At 64.6% G+C, this 15,261-nt stretch carries 12 protein-coding genes and 1 rRNA gene; 3 read left to right on the top strand and 10 right to left on the bottom strand.

Translation table 11 applies throughout. The annotated features are described in order from the left end of the window. Positions 1–29: 29 nt before the first annotated feature. Complete coding sequence (locus ACNAOU_RS04345; protein WP_422758118.1) at positions 30–1,259, top strand: amidohydrolase family protein; 1,230 nt, start codon at positions 30–32, stop codon at positions 1,257–1,259. 80 nt (positions 1,260–1,339) lie between these two features. On the opposite strand, the gene ACNAOU_RS04340 is transcribed toward ACNAOU_RS04345, so the two are convergent. The 7 genes from ACNAOU_RS04340 to ACNAOU_RS04310 all read right to left on the bottom strand — a co-directional run bounded on the left by ACNAOU_RS04340 (position 1,340) and on the right by ACNAOU_RS04310 (position 10,954). After that, positions 1,340–1,825: a pyridoxamine 5'-phosphate oxidase family protein gene (locus ACNAOU_RS04340; protein WP_018779866.1), complete on the bottom strand. Its 486-nt coding sequence runs from the start codon at positions 1,823–1,825 to the stop codon at positions 1,340–1,342. Further along, entirely contained in the window at positions 1,822–3,045 is a 1,224-nt protein-coding gene (locus tag ACNAOU_RS04335; RefSeq protein WP_422758117.1) for an MFS transporter, read from the bottom strand. The genes ACNAOU_RS04340 and ACNAOU_RS04335 overlap by 4 nt, the downstream gene beginning before the upstream one ends. Before the next feature lie 400 nt (positions 3,046–3,445). After that, complete coding sequence (locus ACNAOU_RS04330; protein WP_413307876.1) at positions 3,446–4,909, bottom strand: FAD-binding oxidoreductase; 1,464 nt, start codon at positions 4,907–4,909, stop codon at positions 3,446–3,448. A 113-nt stretch (positions 4,910–5,022) separates the two neighbouring features. After that, positions 5,023–6,987 (bottom strand): glycoside hydrolase family 13 protein, encoded by a 1,965-nt coding sequence (locus ACNAOU_RS04325; RefSeq protein ID WP_422758116.1) that lies wholly within the window; start codon positions 6,985–6,987, stop codon positions 5,023–5,025. 2 nt (positions 6,988–6,989) lie between these two features. Beyond that, positions 6,990–7,922 carry a sugar ABC transporter permease gene (locus ACNAOU_RS04320; RefSeq protein WP_039239841.1) on the bottom strand — a complete coding sequence of 311 codons (933 nt, stop codon included), beginning with the start codon at positions 7,920–7,922 and terminating at the stop codon, positions 6,990–6,992. Continuing rightward, a complete protein-coding gene (locus ACNAOU_RS04315; RefSeq protein ID WP_422758115.1) occupies positions 7,922–9,559 on the bottom strand; it encodes an ABC transporter permease subunit in 1,638 nt (545 codons plus the stop codon). The genes ACNAOU_RS04320 and ACNAOU_RS04315 overlap by 1 nt, the downstream gene beginning before the upstream one ends. Positions 9,560–9,655: 96 nt before the next feature. Next, the gene (locus ACNAOU_RS04310) at positions 9,656–10,954 is read right to left on the bottom strand and encodes a sugar ABC transporter substrate-binding protein (protein ID WP_064723531.1); all 1,299 of its coding nucleotides are present in this window, start codon (positions 10,952–10,954) and stop codon (positions 9,656–9,658) included. A 209-nt stretch (positions 10,955–11,163) separates the two neighbouring features. Between ACNAOU_RS04310 and ACNAOU_RS04305 the strand changes: the two genes are divergently transcribed. Both ACNAOU_RS04305 and ACNAOU_RS04300 read left to right on the top strand, forming a co-directional pair. Then, the gene (locus ACNAOU_RS04305) at positions 11,164–12,891 is read left to right on the top strand and encodes a glycoside hydrolase family 13 protein (protein WP_235338878.1); all 1,728 of its coding nucleotides are present in this window, start codon (positions 11,164–11,166) and stop codon (positions 12,889–12,891) included. 20 nt (positions 12,892–12,911) lie between these two features. Beyond that, positions 12,912–13,934 (top strand): LacI family DNA-binding transcriptional regulator, encoded by a 1,023-nt coding sequence (locus tag ACNAOU_RS04300; protein WP_018779858.1) that lies wholly within the window; start codon positions 12,912–12,914, stop codon positions 13,932–13,934. 13 nt (positions 13,935–13,947) lie between these two features. On the opposite strand, the gene ACNAOU_RS04295 is transcribed toward ACNAOU_RS04300, so the two are convergent. The 3 genes from ACNAOU_RS04295 to rrf form a co-directional block, all read right to left on the bottom strand. After that, the gene (locus tag ACNAOU_RS04295; protein WP_422758114.1) at positions 13,948–14,469 is read right to left on the bottom strand and encodes a GNAT family N-acetyltransferase; all 522 of its coding nucleotides are present in this window, start codon (positions 14,467–14,469) and stop codon (positions 13,948–13,950) included. Next, the gene (locus ACNAOU_RS04290; protein WP_422758113.1) at positions 14,462–14,956 is read right to left on the bottom strand and encodes an SRPBCC domain-containing protein; all 495 of its coding nucleotides are present in this window, start codon (positions 14,954–14,956) and stop codon (positions 14,462–14,464) included. Before ACNAOU_RS04290 ends, ACNAOU_RS04295 begins: the two co-directional genes overlap by 8 nt. Positions 14,957–15,083: 127 nt before the next feature. Further along, positions 15,084–15,200, bottom strand: a 5S ribosomal RNA gene (gene rrf, locus ACNAOU_RS04285). Between the last annotated feature and the right edge of the window lie 61 nt (positions 15,201–15,261).

Here is a 15,261-nt window from a genome sequence, read left to right as displayed (position 1 = left end):
CAATTGATCCACAACCAAAGGAGCAACCATTGAATACCCTGATCCGTGCCGTCCGCCCGTGGGGGCAAGCGCTCAGCGATGTCACCATCGTCGCGGGTGAAGCAGGCGGCAAGATCACCGGCGTCGAACCTCATGACCCGGACCGCGCCGTTCCAGCCGGCGTGACCGTAGTGGAGGGACGCGGACGCTTGCTGCTGCCGTCCTTCTCCGACGTTCATGTCCACCTCGATTCCACCCGGATCGGTTTGCCGTTCCGCGAGCACACCGGCGGTCCGGGTGTGTGGACCATGATGATGAACGACCGGAAGAACTGGCGCAACGCCGAGGTGCCACTGCAGGATCGCGTGAACGACACCCTGGGGAGGATGATCGCGAGGGGCACCACCCGGGTCCGCTCCTACGCACAGGTTGACGTGGACTGCAGGCTGGAACGCTTCGACGCCGTTGCTGCCGCCAAGGAGAAGTTCGCCGGCCAGGCTTCGGTGGACATTATTGCTTTCCCCCAAGCCGGCTTGTTACTGGAGGAAGGGACGGTGGAACTCATGGAGGAAGCGCTCAAGGCCGGTGCCAACGTGATGGGTGGCATTGATCCCTGCACCCTGGACCGGGACCCCGCGAGGCACCTCGACATCGTGTTCGGCCTCGCCGAGAAGTACCAGGTTCCCATTGATATCCACCTTCACGAACCCGGCGAACTCGGCGTCTTCAGCACGGACCTGGTGCTGGAACGGACGCGGGCCCTGGGGATGCAGGGCAAGGTGACCATGTCCCACGCCTACCAACTGGGCAGCGTCAATGAGGCCACCACCCGCAGGCTGATTGACGCCTTCGCAGAGCTTGATGTCTCCCTGGCTTCGGTGGCTCCAGCTGCTGCCGGCCAGTTGCCCATCCCGCTGCTGACCGAGGCCGGCGTCCGGCTTGGCCTGGGCGAGGACGGCCAGCGTGACTACTGGTCCCCCTACGGCAACACCGACATGCTGGACCGGACGTGGCAGCTCGCTTTTACCCATGGCTTCCGCAAGGACGAGTTGATCGAGCACTGCCTGGCCATCGCCACCATCGGCGGGGCGAGCATCCTGGACCCCTCCGCGACCCGGCTGAAGGATACGGCCCACCGTCCCGGCGTCGAGGTTGGGGATCCGGCGGAACTGCTCCTGGTGGACGGCGAAACTGTGGCGTCCACGGTGATGGACCGGGGCAGGGACCGCACGGTCATCCACGCCGGCAAGGTAGTGGCCGACCAGCTGGAACTCGTCTAGCCGGCACGAAACCCGCCCCTGACCAAGCTCCCGCCCCGCAAGGGGAAGAAGCCGGACAGGGGCGGGTTTCTTGGTTCGGCCTACTCGGCGCGGGCCGTGGGGGCGTTATCGAGCGGCGTCCACCAGGTCACGGCAGGGGTCACCGTGAAACGCCGTCCCGTGACTTTGTTGGGCGTGATGCGGATGAACTGGTCCTTTTGCCCTGCCTCCCAGGGAAAGAGCAGGAGCCCGATGGTGTCCAGCACCTCCTGGGTCAGTTTCACGGCCGACGCCTGGCCTTTGACCACCACGCTCCACGCCACTCCCGTTTCGGCATTGACCCCATCGGCTTCGATGGCCACTGGCGCGTCGCCGAGGGCAGCGTGGAGCTTGGTACCCTCGCCGGTCCGGAACACCATGGTGCCGTGGTCAACCTTGTAGTTCACGGGGAAGATGTCCGGGTGGTCGTCCACCCACACGGCAAGCCTGCCCACTGAGACGCCCCGGAGGAGCTCCCAACATTCGTTGGTTTCAAGGATTTCGGTGGCGGGTGTTGCTGGCTGGTTCGTCCCTGATGAGTTCGTCATAACGCCGAGGATACGCCGCGGGGGTGCGCCCCGACAGGCCCGGCCGGCTCCGGGGCTGAGTCGGCTGATCCCACGCTGACCAATGGTCCGCGGATTGCGAAGAATCCAGCACCGGCCAGCACCACAGCTTCCGCGGCAAGCACGCAGAACGTCACCTCCCACCCTCCGGTCACCGCATGCAGCAACCCTGCCAGCAGCGGGCCGAGGGAGGCCAGGGCGAATCCGAAGCCCTGGCTCATGGCCGATAGCCGCCCGGCAGATTGCGGCCCGGCTGACCGGATCACTACCAGGGCCATGGCCAATCCGAAGCCTGCGCTCTGGACAACCCCCAAAACCCCGACGGCGATGAACTGCAGTTCCGTAGGTGCGGTGAGGACTCCCAGGAGGGCAACGGCCACCGACAACCCCAGTCCCGGCGCCATGACCCGCAGGATACGCGGGCGGCTGGCAAGGACCGGGGCCAGCAAACTGGCCGGGAGTCCCGCCAGGCTGAACCAAGCGAGCAATGCCGCAGAGTCGGCTGGCGAAAGACCCCGGGATACCAGGTACACGGCCAGCCACGACGTGATGGCGAAGTACAGCATCGCCTGAAGACCGAAGAACGCCGTGACAGCCCACGCCGTGCGCTGTCTCCGCAGCGGTGTGGCTGCACCGGAGGCTCCGGAAACCGTACCCGCAGCGGCGGGTGCCGCCGTCGGCCGTCCTCCGGACCGATGGATCAGGAACGCGCCGATCAAAGCGGGCACCGCCCACACCGCGAGGGCTGAGGGCAGGTTTCCGCCAAAGGCCTGCTCCAAGGGCTGAACGAGTCCCGCGCCCAGCGCAGCGCCGAGACCGAATCCCATGGTGCACAGGCCAGTCCACCAGCCCGTGCCGCGATTGGCTTTGACGATCTGCGGTACCAGGACACTTGCGGTCATGATCGCCGAGCCCGCCAGGAATGTACCGGGCAACAGCAGCGCAGGCACCGTCGCACGAACGATCAGGGCCGCAGCCAGTACCAACAGGGCCACCGCAACGGCACGCCCTGTTCCGACCCGCCGGGCCAACCAAGGCCCGATCGGACCCGAAATGCCAAAGGCCAGCACCGGCAGGGTCCCCAGCAGCGGAAGCAGCGCAGGATCCAGCCCAAACACCCCGGGAACCTGATTCATCACCCCGGCGACGGTGGTAATGGCCGGCCGGAGATTGATGGAAACCATCACGAGAGCAAGCAGCACGAGCCCCGTAGCGAGTCGGCCCCCACTCCCCGAAGGTAGGACACCATCTCTGCGCCGTTCTTCCACGTCAATCTCCTCATAGCCACTTTGGTATACCAAGTAAGACTATGAGGTGATTGGCGGAAAGTAAATGCAGGGAATCGGTGGGGTGTAATAAGCGGTCGGTAAAATTTGGGATACCAGTGGGTACCCAAGGTGCACCTACCCAAAGGGCCGGAACGCGGCAGCGCGCGTCTAAGGTGGGCAGCCTACGTCACCGCCCCAAAGGGCCGGAACGCGGCAGCGCGCGTCCAAGGGAGGAACGACCGAGCGCGCAGAGCGTTCTGGCCCTTTGGGCCGCCCACGCGCCCACGCGCCCACGCGCCCACGCGCCCACGCGCCCACGCACCCACGGACTGCCCTAGATAGCCTTCCCCGGATTCAGGATCCCTTGCGGATCGAACAACTCCTTGATCCGCCGCTGCAACTCACGCACCGGCTCAGGCTGCTCAAGCCCCAGCCAGCGGAGCTTGTACTGCCCGATCCCGTGCTCGCCCGTGATGGTCCCGCCCATTTCCAGGCCTACCCGGATGGATTCGTCGAGGGCGGCGTTGAGGCGGACAAGTGCGTCGGCATCCGTGGCGGGGTCTACCCTGTCCATCCAGAACGTGGGGTGGAGGTTGCCGTCGCCGGCGTGGGCCACTACTTTGAGACGGACCTGGAAGCGTGCGGCCATGGCTTCCAGTTCGGCGACAAAGTCCACCAGGCGTGAACGCGGCACCGCGATGTCCTCCCCTACCCTGAACTCGTCGTCGACTTCCACGCCGCGGCTGTTGCGGCGCAGTTCCACCAGCATTTCCGCTTCGGCGCTGGCTTCGGTGGTGACTGTGGCGCCGCCCGCGGCGAGGACCTCCCGGACGACGTCGGCCTCCGCAGCGGCGCCGAAGCCGTCGGTCTGGATGAGGAGCAGGGACTTGCCGCGCTTTTGCAGGTCGCCTCCGTGCAATTCGTCCAATTGCTCAAGGGTGCCGTTGTCCAGGAGTTCCATGATGGCGGGTTGTACTCTCGCCCGGCCAACGGCCAGCACTCCGGCGGCAGCGTTGCGGAAGTCCTGGTAGAACGCAGCGATGGTGTGGACTTCGCGCGGGAGGTACTTCAGCCGGACAGTTATCCCGACCACGATGCCCAGGGTTCCCTCGGAGCCCACCAGCAGCGCGGTCAGGTCGTAGCCTGCCACGCCCTTGAAGGTCTGGTGGCCGGTGTGCATGAGCGAACCGTCCGCCATCACGACATCCAACGCCAGCACGGAATCGCGTGTCACACCGTACTTGGCGCAGCGCAGGCCTCCAGCGTTCGTGGCCACGTTGCCGCCGATGGTGGACATTTTGTAGCTCGCCGGGTCGGGCGCATACATGAGGCCGTGCGGGGCGGCGGCGGCGTTCAGCTCGGCGTTGATGACGCCCGGTTCGACGACGGCGGTCTCGTCATCGGGGTTGAGGTCCAGGATGCGGTTCATCCGTTCCAGGCTCAGAACGATGCAGCCTTCGGTGGCGTGCGCTCCTCCCGATACGCCGGTTCCCGCGCCACGGGCGACGATCGGCACGTGATGGGCGGCGCAGCTGCGAACCACGTGCTGGACGTCCTCTACGGATTCTGCCCACACAACGGCCAATGGAAGGTGTCGCTCCACTGTGGGCCCTTGGTCGATTGAGTAGACCGTGAGGGTTTCTTCGTCCCGGGCGAGTTGGCGGTCTTCAAGGCCGTTGGCCAGTTCCGCCAGGAATTCCCTTTGCGCGGCCGTGTGCCGTGCAGTTTCTGTTCCGCCGACTGTGCGGCTCCTGACGCTTTCTCCTGATGTTCCGGCGATAGCCGTTTCGTCCGACAAGACATTCCCTCCACATGTGCACCGCGGACACGCCAAACCGGCAGTCTTCGCAGTGTTTTCTGTGGTGCCAGTCTAGCCAGACCGGCGTCGGCCGGCACGGAACCTGGCGCCCCCTACCGGCCCGGCACTGCGGTTCCCGGGAGCTCCCAGACGCCGGCCGACGGCCCTTCCGCCCTCAGCCGCACGCCGTCGACGCCGGTTGGTCCGGCCGGTGCCGACATCACCGTCCCGGACTGGTGCCTTGGCGCGGCCAGCAGTGCCCGCAATTGCGGTTCGGACAGGACAGAGGAATCCATGACGACAGTGGCGTCGCACCTCGCGGCGAAGACCAGCGCTGAGGTCCCGGAGCATTCACGGATGAAGACCAGGACATCCCCTTGGGCGTGGAGCCATCGGATCCCGCCGTCGCCCAGTGCCGGCAGCTCTTTGCGGAGCCGTCCCAGGGTGGCGTAAGCCGAACGCAAGTCCTTGCGCACCCGCTCCGGGGCGTCCCAGGGCATGGGGCTCCGGGAGTCTTCGCCGTTGAACCCTTCCAGGCCGAACTCATCGCCGGCGAACATGACGGGAACGCCCGGCAGGCAGAAGGCGATTACTGCGCCCACTTCCGGGCCGCCGTCGATCATGACCGTTGCCGCCCGGGCGGTGTCGTGCGTATTCAGGGCGTTCATGTTGTTTTGTCGCACACCCCAGCTAAATCCCGCGGCCAGATCCTGGTGGGTGGCCAGGAAATCTTCCGCGCCGATCCTGTTTGGCCCTGTTTGGGGCGAGCCGAAGAAGTTCACATGCGGAGCGTCCTTGGCGAGCCAGGACCACAAGGGGCGGGTGAAGTTGGAGTACGTCATGGCACCCTGCCAGTGTTCACCGGTGACATCGGGGGCTGCGTCGGACGTGGACTCGGCCAGCAGGGCGGCATTCGGGTTGATCTCGCGAACCCGGTCCGCGATGAGCCGGGCTACTTCGTGATTGAGGTCCACGGATCCGAGGCGCCCGGTCATGTTGCCGACGTCGATCCGCCAACCGTCCAGGCTGAATGGTGGCTTGAGCCAGCGCGCCACCACCGAGTCTTCATCGGTGATGAAGCGTCGGCGCAGAGCATCCGAGGCCCAATTGAACTTGGGCAGCGACGGCACTCCCCACCAGGACTCGTAGCTGGAATGGTCGGCGCTGAAGTAGTAGTAGCCTGCTTCCTCCGAGCCCGGATCTGCGAGCGCCTTGACGAACCACTCATGCGCAGCGCCCGAGTGGTTCGCGGTGAGGTCCCCCAGGACCTTGATCCCGCGTGCGTGCGCCGCTTCCACCAGCTGCACCAGGGCCTGGTCCCCGCCCAGGAGCGGGTCCACCGAGTCGAAAGTGGATGCGTCGTAACGGTGGTTGGAGCGGGCCGGAAAGAACGGAGTCAGGTACAGGACATCGACGCCCAGCTCCCGGAGGTGATCAAGCTTGCCCGTGATTCCCGGCAGGTCTCCCCCGTAGAACTGAGTAGCTGCCTGCCCGCCCGTCCCGACAACCGGCTCATCCCAGGAACATCCGATGGCCCAATCGGGAACAGGGTGGCCATCTGCCTGCTCCGAGCGGGCGAACCTGTCCGGGAACACCTGGTACATGGTTCCTCGGCGGAGCCACTCCGGCGCCGGGGCAAACGTTGTCACCCTGAAATCGGCGGCGTCGGACACATCGCGCCGGAAAAGCCCTTGGGCGTTGAGGTTCCAGTAGCTCCGCCCCACCGTGCCGGATACCGCCGTGCCGGATACCGCCGTGCCAGATACCGCCGTGCCGGCGGGAGCGCCGTCGTCGTGCGCTTCTGTTACTTCCAGCAGGAAGCGGTACTTGGCCACGGGATTGGCTACCAGCATCGCCGCTTCCCACCATTCCCAGCCGTCGGCCGTGCCCAGCCGGATGGCGGCGTCGTAGCGCGGCTCGCCGTCCTGGACGGACCGGACCCAGACCTTCGACGCCGGACCCCACCCCTGGGGGACGCGTACCCGGAGGCGGACGGTATCGCCAAGGGATACGGACTGAGGGGAGGACGTGGAGACGAAGAGGCTGGAGCCGTCGTGGTGCGGAAGCGCGATGGGCATGGTCAGCCTTTCACTGAGCCGGCGGTGAGTCCGCTGACAATGTATTTCTGCAGGAACAGGAACAGCGCCATGACAGGGATGGCCGCGATGACCGCGCCGGCTGCGAAGACTCCCCAGTTCTCCGAACGCTGCTGGGCCACGTAGGAGTAAAGCCCGACGGCGAGTGTCTGGCTGTCAGGGTCGGTCAGGACCACGCTGGCGATGACGAATTCGCTGGAGATTCCAATGAATGCCAGCAGTCCCACGACAGCAAGGATCGGTGTCACCAGGCGGAGGATGATGCCGAAGAAGATCTGCACGTGGCTGGCGCCATCGATCTTGGCGGCTTCGTCCAAGGACTGCGGGACAGTATTGAAGAACCCGTACATGAGATACGTGTTCACGCCCAACGCACCTCCGAGGTACACCATGATGAGGCCCAGTTGGCTGCCGAGCCCCAGGGCCGGGATCACCTGTGAGATGCCGCTCAGGAGCAGGAAGATCGCGACGACGGCCAACAGTTGCGGGAACATCTGCAGCAGGAGCAGCGTCAGCAGGCCCACCCGGCGGCCCTTGAAGCGCATCCGGGAGAAAGCGTACGCGGCCATGGCACCGAGGAACACCGTGGCGGCTGAGGTCACCACCCCCACCACCAGCGTGTTCACGAACCAGCGGCCGAATGGGCGGCTTGGATCGCTGAAGAGAGCCGTGAAGTTGCCGGTGTCGAATCTGGAGAACAGCCCGTTGGAACCTACCAGGGTGCCGTTGGAGTCCAGTGCCGCGGACAATACGTACAGGAGGGGGAACACTGCGAAGATCGTCGTGACGACTCCCACCACATGCCGCCACCCCTTGTCTTTGAACCAAACCCCGAACGGGCGGCGCTTGGGCACCAGCGGCGAGGGGCCGCCGTCGGACGCTGTTTCCTTGCTGGCGGCGAGAGTGCGTACGCTCATCAGTTCACGTCCTCGAGTGCTTTGGTCTGCTTGAAGCTGATGGCCGAGATCGTGGCCACGATGATGAAGATGATGATGGCCAGTGCGCTGGCCAACCCGTAATCACGGCCTGTTCCCTGGCCGAAAGCCACCTTGTAGACCAGGGTGATCAGGATGTCGGTGGCTCCGATGTCGCGATCGGTGTCCGCGAAGCGTGGACCACCGCCGGTGAGCATGTAAATCACGTTGAAGTTGTTGAAGTTGAATGCGAAGGAAGAAATGAGCAGGGGTGCCACGGACACGAGGAGCAGCGGCAGCTTGATGGAGCGGAACACCCGCCAGGCAGAGGCGCCGTCCATGCGTGCGGCCTCGTCAATTTCGGAGGGCAGCGACTGCAGCGCGCCGGTGCAGACGAGGAACATGTACGGGAAGCCGAGCCACACGTTGACCACCAGCACGCTGACCTTGGCCAGGACGGGGTCGGTCAGCCACCCGATGTTCGCACCGCCCAGCAGGGTCTGGTTGAGCCAGCCGAACTCGGGATTCAGGATGCCGGACCATACCAATCCGGAGAGGAAAGCCGGGAACGCGTAGGGCAGGATCATCAGTATCCGGTACACCTTCTTGCCACGGAGGTCCTCACGGTTGAACGTGATGGCCAGGAAGAGGCCCATGATGAAGGTCAGTGCCACCGATGCAATGGAGAAGGTGAAGGTCCAGATAATCACGCCGAGGAGCGGTCCGCGGAGGCTGGGATCGGTGAAGGCGCGGGCAAAGTTGTCCAGGCCGACGTCGATCTTCCAGCCGGTAGCCAGCGTTTCACCCTTGGAATCCGCGAACGCACCTTTGCCGTTGTCGGTGTACTGGGTACCGGTTTCAGTGTCCGTGAAGGTGTCCGTGCCGGCGTCATAGTGCAGGGCGGGCTTGAACTGGTAGGCCGTGCTGCCGTCCGCAGTGCGCAGCGTTCCGTCAGCGGGATCGCTGGAGACCGGGACCGCGATCTTCAGGATCTCCTGTTGATTGGCCACGATCTCCTGGAACTTGAGGGTCTCGTAGCCGGGCAGGGAGTTTGCTTTGCCGGTGGAATCCTTGCCCGCAGCCGTCGCGTCAGCGAGTGCTTGCCCGGTGCTGCCGATCTGCGCTTTCCCGGAGGGGTCCGTGAGCAGCAGGTAGAAATCACTGCCCTTGGTGAGCACGGATGCCTTGTAAGCGGGCGAATCCGGGACACGTTTCTGGGCAGTTAACTGGATGGCGGAGATGGCATCATCCTTGGTGCTGTTGTGGCCATCTCCGTAGTTGGTGAACGCGATGTAGCCGCTGAAAACCACCACCAGGACCTGGAAAACCAGCAGGAACAGCACACCGGGAGCGAGGTATTTGGCGGGCAGCCCACCCTTTCGGAGGTAGATCCAGTTGATGGCAAGGACCACCAGGGCGGACACTCCCAGCGCAGCCCACGACTGGCTCAGGAAGAGCATCATCAGCACGCAGACGGCGAAGGCATCCACCAGGCCCAACAGGACAATCTTCAGGATGGTGCCCTTGAGGGAATCGGGGTGGTGCTTGCCCTGCATGCGGCGGGTATTGCCGCGACGCGGCCGGGGCGGTGCGGTGCTGGCGGCGGTTGCCGGGAGTTCTTGGATGTCTGGGGTTGGCATTGTGGGTCCTTGCGTCAAGCGGATGGCGGCAGGCACGGGCCGGACGGTGGTGTGCCGCCCGGCCCTGGGCAGACCGGTGGAATCACCGGTGCGGGATCAGCCGCCGATCTTGGACTTGATGCTGGCGGCCATCTTGGCCCATGCCTCAGCCGGGTCGCCCTGGCCCTTGATAATGGCAAGCTCCGTAGCTCCCCAGTCAGCCCACACTGCACTCATCTCGGGGATGGCAGGCATGGGAACGCCGGTGGCACCGATCTTGCCGAACGCTTCCACCACGGGATCGCTGGCAGCCTTCTCGAAGGAGGACTTGAGGGCCGGCGGACGGCCACCGGCTGCATACATGGAGTCCTGGGCAGATTCCGAGGTGAGGTAGTTGGTGACGAATTCGTTGGTGGCCAAGGCGTTGGCGCTCTTGGCACTGATGAAGAAGCCGTTGACGCCGATGAAGGGTTGGGCGGGTTCGCCACCGGCAGTCGGCAGTTCATCCACCGCGAACTTGATGCCCTTCTTCTGCACGTCCGGCACGTTCCACGGGCCCGTCAGGAAGTACGGGGATTCGCCGGCGAGGAACTTCTCCTTGGCGATATCGCCGGTGATGTTGGAGTTGATGATTTTCTCGCCGGCATCGCCCCAAACGGCCAGCTTCTTGGCAAATTCGACGCCGGCGGCGTCACCAATGAGGAGCTGCTTGGCGTCATAGCCACCATCGGCATTCTTGCCGAAGACCTGCGAACCCATGGAGGACTGCAATGGGTACAGGTGGTACGGGTCGCCCTGTTTGGGGTCCATGCCGACCAGGAACGGGAACGTGGCTTTACCGTCAGCAACGGCTTTCTTTCCGTTGGCCACAACTTCGTCCAAGGTGGCGGCTTTGCTGTCCACGATGCCGGTGTTACGAAGGAGCGCGATGTTCTCGATGGCGTACGGGACACCGTAAACAGCCCCGTTGTAGGTCATGGCCTTGATGGAGGAGTCCTGGAACTGCCCGGCCTTGTCGCCGAGTTCCACGGGTGCGATGACGCCGTTCTGGACGAATTTGCCGATCCAGTCATGGGGTCCAACAATGAGGTCCGGCCCCTGTCCGGTGGGCACCTGGGTAATGAAGTCGTCTCGGACCGCTGCGAAGTCCTTGACCACGAGCTTCACTTCGATGCCGGTGTCCGACTTGAATTTTTCGGTGATGTCCTTCAACGCCGGCGAGCGTTCGGCGTCTACCCACATGGTGATGACACCGGCTCCTGACGCTTTGAGGTCGGGCTTTGCGGCTTCGGAGGTGGGTGATGTGGAAGCGCTTCCGCCGCAAGCGCTCAGGGCCAGGGCTGCCACGGCAGAGATGGCTCCCGTGGTGAAAACGCGGCGGGTGGTTCGAGTCTCGAGGGTGTTGTGCACCTTCATTGGTGTCCCTTTCGTTCTTTTTCCTTCGACGGCAGGGGCTCTGGGCCCGGTCGCATCGCGGGTGACATGGCTCACAACTGCAAGCGCTTCCACACACTACAGGGCAATTGCTTCTTTTGAAAAGCGCGCTTGCATATCAGCCTGTAAAGAAAGCATCCTTAGGACTGGAAACGTTTACAATTTCGCGCTTTCTCTTCTACGATGACTCCATGTCCGTTGATTCCTTGCTCCAGGTTGCGGCCCACGAGCCCCCCGCAGCCTTCACACAGCTCAGCCCGGTCCACGACGCCTCCACGGCTCACGGATGGTGGCGCTCCGCTGTGATTTACCAGATCTATCCACGCTCCTTCCGGGACCTGAACGGGGACGGTGTGGGAGACCTGGCGGGCATCACTGCCGAACTCAGCCAGTTGGCACGCTTAGGGGTCGACGCCGTCTGGCTGTCGCCCTTCTACCGCTCACCGCAGCGGGACGCCGGTTACGACGTCAGCGACTACTGCGACGTCGATCCACTGTTCGGGACCCTGGCGGACTTCGATGCCCTTATCTCGGAGGCCAACAAGCTCAACCTCCGGGTCATCGCCGACATCGTTCCCAACCACTGCTCGGACCAGCACGTCGCCTTCCAGGCAGCGCTGGCCGCCGGTCCCAACAGCCCCGAGCGGGATGTCTTCATCTTCCGGGACGGTCTGGGACAAGACGGCAACGAGCCACCCAACAACTGGCAGTCGCACTTCGGCGGACCCGCCTGGACGCGGATCATCGAAGCCAACGGGCGGCCAGGACAGTGGTACCTCCACCTCTTCGATTCCTCGCAGCCCGACTTCAACTGGGACAACCCCGCAGTGCACGCCGAATTCGAACGCGTGCTCCGCTTCTGGCTGGACCGTGGAATCTCCGGCTTCAGGGTCGACGTCGCCCATGCCCTGGTCAAGGCCCCCGGCCTGCCCAACTGGGGTGGCCGGGCTGACGGCAACAGCACGGAAGGCTTCCCCGGCCAGGACGCCCCCATGTTCGGCCAGCCTGCCCTCCACGGGATCTACCGCCGCTGGCGGACCATCCTGGAAGAGTACGGTCCGGACCGCATCCTGTGCGCCGAAGCCAACGTGGACCCGCTCCCGCGCCTGGCCCAATGGGTACGTCCGGACGAAATGCACCAGGCGTTCAACTTCCCCTACCTGCACGCAGGTTTGGACCTCAACCGCCTGCGCCACATCATCACCGACTCCTTGGTCTCGCTGGACGCCGTAGGCGCCCCCAGCACCTGGGTCCTTTCGAACCACGACGTCGTCCGCCACGTCTCACGCTTCGGCTACGACGGCCCTGGTCCCCGTGACGGCGATGGCATCGGCCCTGACGACGTTCAGCCCAACGAACAGCTGGGACGACGCCGGGCTGCCGCGGCCACCATGTTCATGCTCGGCCTCCCGGGCGGTGCCTATCTCTACCAGGGCGAAGAACTGGGCCTTCCCGATTCCTCCAGCATTCCCGGGAGCCTGCGTCAGGACCCCACCTTCGCGCGAACCGGCGGAGCCAGGATCGGGCGCGACGGTTGCCGCGTACCCCTGCCGTGGCGTTCCGCGGAGCCCCATGCAGGATTCGGTCACGGTCGGGACCCCTGGCTTCCCCAGCCCGAGTCCTGGCCCGCACTGGCGAGGGACGAGCAGGAGTCTGATCCGGCGTCGCACCTTAACCTGTACCGGGCGTTGCTGGCGGAACGGGCACGGCTGCGGCTGGGCGCCGGGTCCCTCGCCTGGGTGGAGGACTACTGCACGCAGTCCACACTCGCGTACCTCAACGGGGAAACGCTGGTGGTCATGAACGTCGGCGAAGAACCCCTTCCGCTTCCGGCGGGCGAGGTAATCCTGCGCAGTTCCGCGGCGGACGCCACCCATCCATTAGGCTCGGGGGAGACAATCTGGCTGTCAGCCAGCTAATTTTCCCACCAAGGAGCAGCATGACCGGCATCAAGGACGTAGCCGAGCGCGCAGGGCTGTCCGTTGCCACTGTTTCACGGGCCTTGAGCGGGAAGGGCCACGTGTCCCCCGCCAGCCGGGAACGCGCGCGGGCAGCAGCCGCGGAGCTCGGTTTCGTGTTGTCGTACCATGCCTCAAGCCTCGCTTCCGGCCGTACGCACAACGTTGGCCTGGTGGTGCCCTCGGTCCACCGCTGGTTCTTTTCAGCGGTGATCGAGGGCGCTTCGGCCGCCCTCCTCGAAGCCGGCTACGACCTCACCCTCTACAACATCGGTGAAAACCCGGCTCATCGGCACAGCGTCTTCAGTGACTTCCTGCTCCGCAAACGGGTGGACGCAGTGATCGCTGTTTCCCTGGAACTCAGCGAAGCCGAAATCCAGCAACTCCATGCCATGCACCGGCCCATTGTCGGCATTGGCGGCCCCCTTCCCGGGGCTTCGACCATCCGGATCAATGATGCCGGCATCGCGATGCAGGCCACCAATCATCTGCTGGGGCTTGGCCACACCAAGATTGCCCACATCACGGGAAGCGAAACCTACGACCAGGACTTCCAGCTGCCCGGAACCCGCCGCGGCGGTTTCGAAAAAGCAATGAACGACGCCGGCTGCCCGGTGAGGCCCGAATGGATCGTTACGGCGGACTTCACCATCGAAGGCTCATACGCCGCTGCCCGGCAACTGCTGGCCAGTGCGCCCGAACGGCCCACCGCCGTGTTCGCAGCATCGGATGAGATGGCGATCGGCACCATCCTGGCCGCCCGCGATTTTGGGCTGCGGATTCCCGAGGACCTTTCCGTGATGGGCATCGACGGCCACGACCTGGGGAACGTCATGGGCCTGACCACGATCGACCAGGATGCCAAGGGGCAGGGGGCACTGGCGGTTCACACTCTGCTGGGTGCCATCAATAACGGCCTGGTACTGGAGCCCGAGGACGCCGAACACCCCACCAAACTGGTGGTGCGTACAAGCACGGCAGTGCCCAAGGTGGGCTCAGCCTAAGTTTGGGAGCGGCCTAGGAGAGCTTCCGCTCCATCACGAGCTCACGTTTGGTGGTGTCCTGCGGATAGGGCTTGCTGGCTCCGGTGGTTTCGAATCCGTGGCGTCTGTAGAAGGCCTGGGCGCGGGAGTTGTCCTCATGCACGCCCAGCTCCAGATAGCCGGCCCCGAGCTCGTTTGCCGCAGCTGCGCAGGCCTCCTGGAGAAGCTCGTCAGCCAGGCCCAGCCCACGATGCTCAGCTGCGACGTACACGCTGATGAGCATCGCCTGCAGTGGGCGCTCGGGATCTTGTGGATGCTTGGCCACTACCCGCATCAGGCCACAGAGTCTGGAGCCGTCCTCGCCGCCGTCAGCCACCAGGGTAACGCTGGAATCCCCGGACATGGCAGCGGCTCGTTCCCGCCACTGGCTGTCCGTCTGACGCCGCGCAGCTGCAAGGCTCTCCACGTACGCCATGGGGGTGTCGGCAAGCATCTCCAGCCGGACATTCTTGAGCAGCAGCCAATCGCCTGCGTGGAGCCTGCGGACCCTAGGCAACTGCTCCGCCCATGAACCGGGCGTAGCGCTGGAGGACCCGAGGCCAGCCCTCGGCATAGGAGGCCCTGGAGGCCGCAGGATCTTCCGCGCCCTCCCAGCCATCGTGGATCAGGCGCACCTCCGTACCATTTTCGACGGCGCTGAACACCACCCGGATCTCGGTGGACCACAAGGGAGTTCCGGCGGGATACCAGCTGGCGTGGAAGGACAGCGGGGGCTGCCAGTCATCAATTGTTCCCCACACGGACGTCCGGCCGTCTTCAGTCGTCTCTAGGATGAGGTTCTCCTCGAACTCAACGTGGGAGCCCGCACCGTAGACGCTTTCCTCTTCCAAGGGCCACCAGAGATGCGGGTGGTCCGTGAATCCTTGGAAGGCGTGGGAGACGTTGCTGGGGACCACGACACAAACGATGAGCGGCTCGAGGTCGTTGCTGCCCTGTTGGGCCGACTCAGGCTCCGACTCGGGGTGGCTGAAGAGGTTTTCCATGACCACCAACTCTACCGGTGGACCGGGCCCAGACGCATTGTGGTCCTGAGGGCCAGTACGTGGTGAAGTTGAAGTGTGTGTTAAATGGAAGAGCCCCAACCGTGGTTGGGGCTCTTCGTTAATGGTTGTCCGGCGGTGTCCTACTCTCCCACACCCTCCCGGGTGCAGTACCATCGGCGCTGTGGGTCTTAGCTTCCGGGTTCGGAATGGGACCGGGCGTTTCCCCCACGCTATGACCGCCGTAACTCTGTTACCCGTCCCAACCCCGCGTTGGTGTGGGGGTGGGTGGGAAGCTTGTGGTTACA

It is taken from the genome of Paenarthrobacter sp. C1 (genome assembly GCF_049315185.1).
Taxonomy (GTDB): domain Bacteria; phylum Actinomycetota; class Actinomycetes; order Actinomycetales; family Micrococcaceae; genus Arthrobacter; species Arthrobacter nicotinovorans.
This window is presented reverse-complemented; position numbering and strand designations above follow the sequence as displayed.

Coding starts and splice junctions, on each gene's coding strand:
- ACNAOU_RS04325 (WP_422758116.1), bottom strand. CDS start 6,987: ATGCCCATCGCGCTTCCGCACCACGACGGCTCCAGCCTCTTCGTCTCC.
- ACNAOU_RS04305 (WP_235338878.1), top strand. CDS start 11,164: ATGTCCGTTGATTCCTTGCTCCAGGTTGCGGCCCACGAGCCCCCCGCA.
- ACNAOU_RS04320 (WP_039239841.1), bottom strand. CDS start 7,922: ATGAGCGTACGCACTCTCGCCGCCAGCAAGGAAACAGCGTCCGACGGC.
- ACNAOU_RS04310 (WP_064723531.1), bottom strand. CDS start 10,954: ATGAAGGTGCACAACACCCTCGAGACTCGAACCACCCGCCGCGTTTTC.
- ACNAOU_RS04315 (WP_422758115.1), bottom strand. CDS start 9,559: ATGCCAACCCCAGACATCCAAGAACTCCCGGCAACCGCCGCCAGCACC.
- ACNAOU_RS04300 (WP_018779858.1), top strand. CDS start 12,912: ATGACCGGCATCAAGGACGTAGCCGAGCGCGCAGGGCTGTCCGTTGCC.
- ACNAOU_RS04290 (WP_422758113.1), bottom strand. CDS start 14,956: ATGGAAAACCTCTTCAGCCACCCCGAGTCGGAGCCTGAGTCGGCCCAA.
- ACNAOU_RS04340 (WP_018779866.1), bottom strand. CDS start 1,825: ATGACGAACTCATCAGGGACGAACCAGCCAGCAACACCCGCCACCGAA.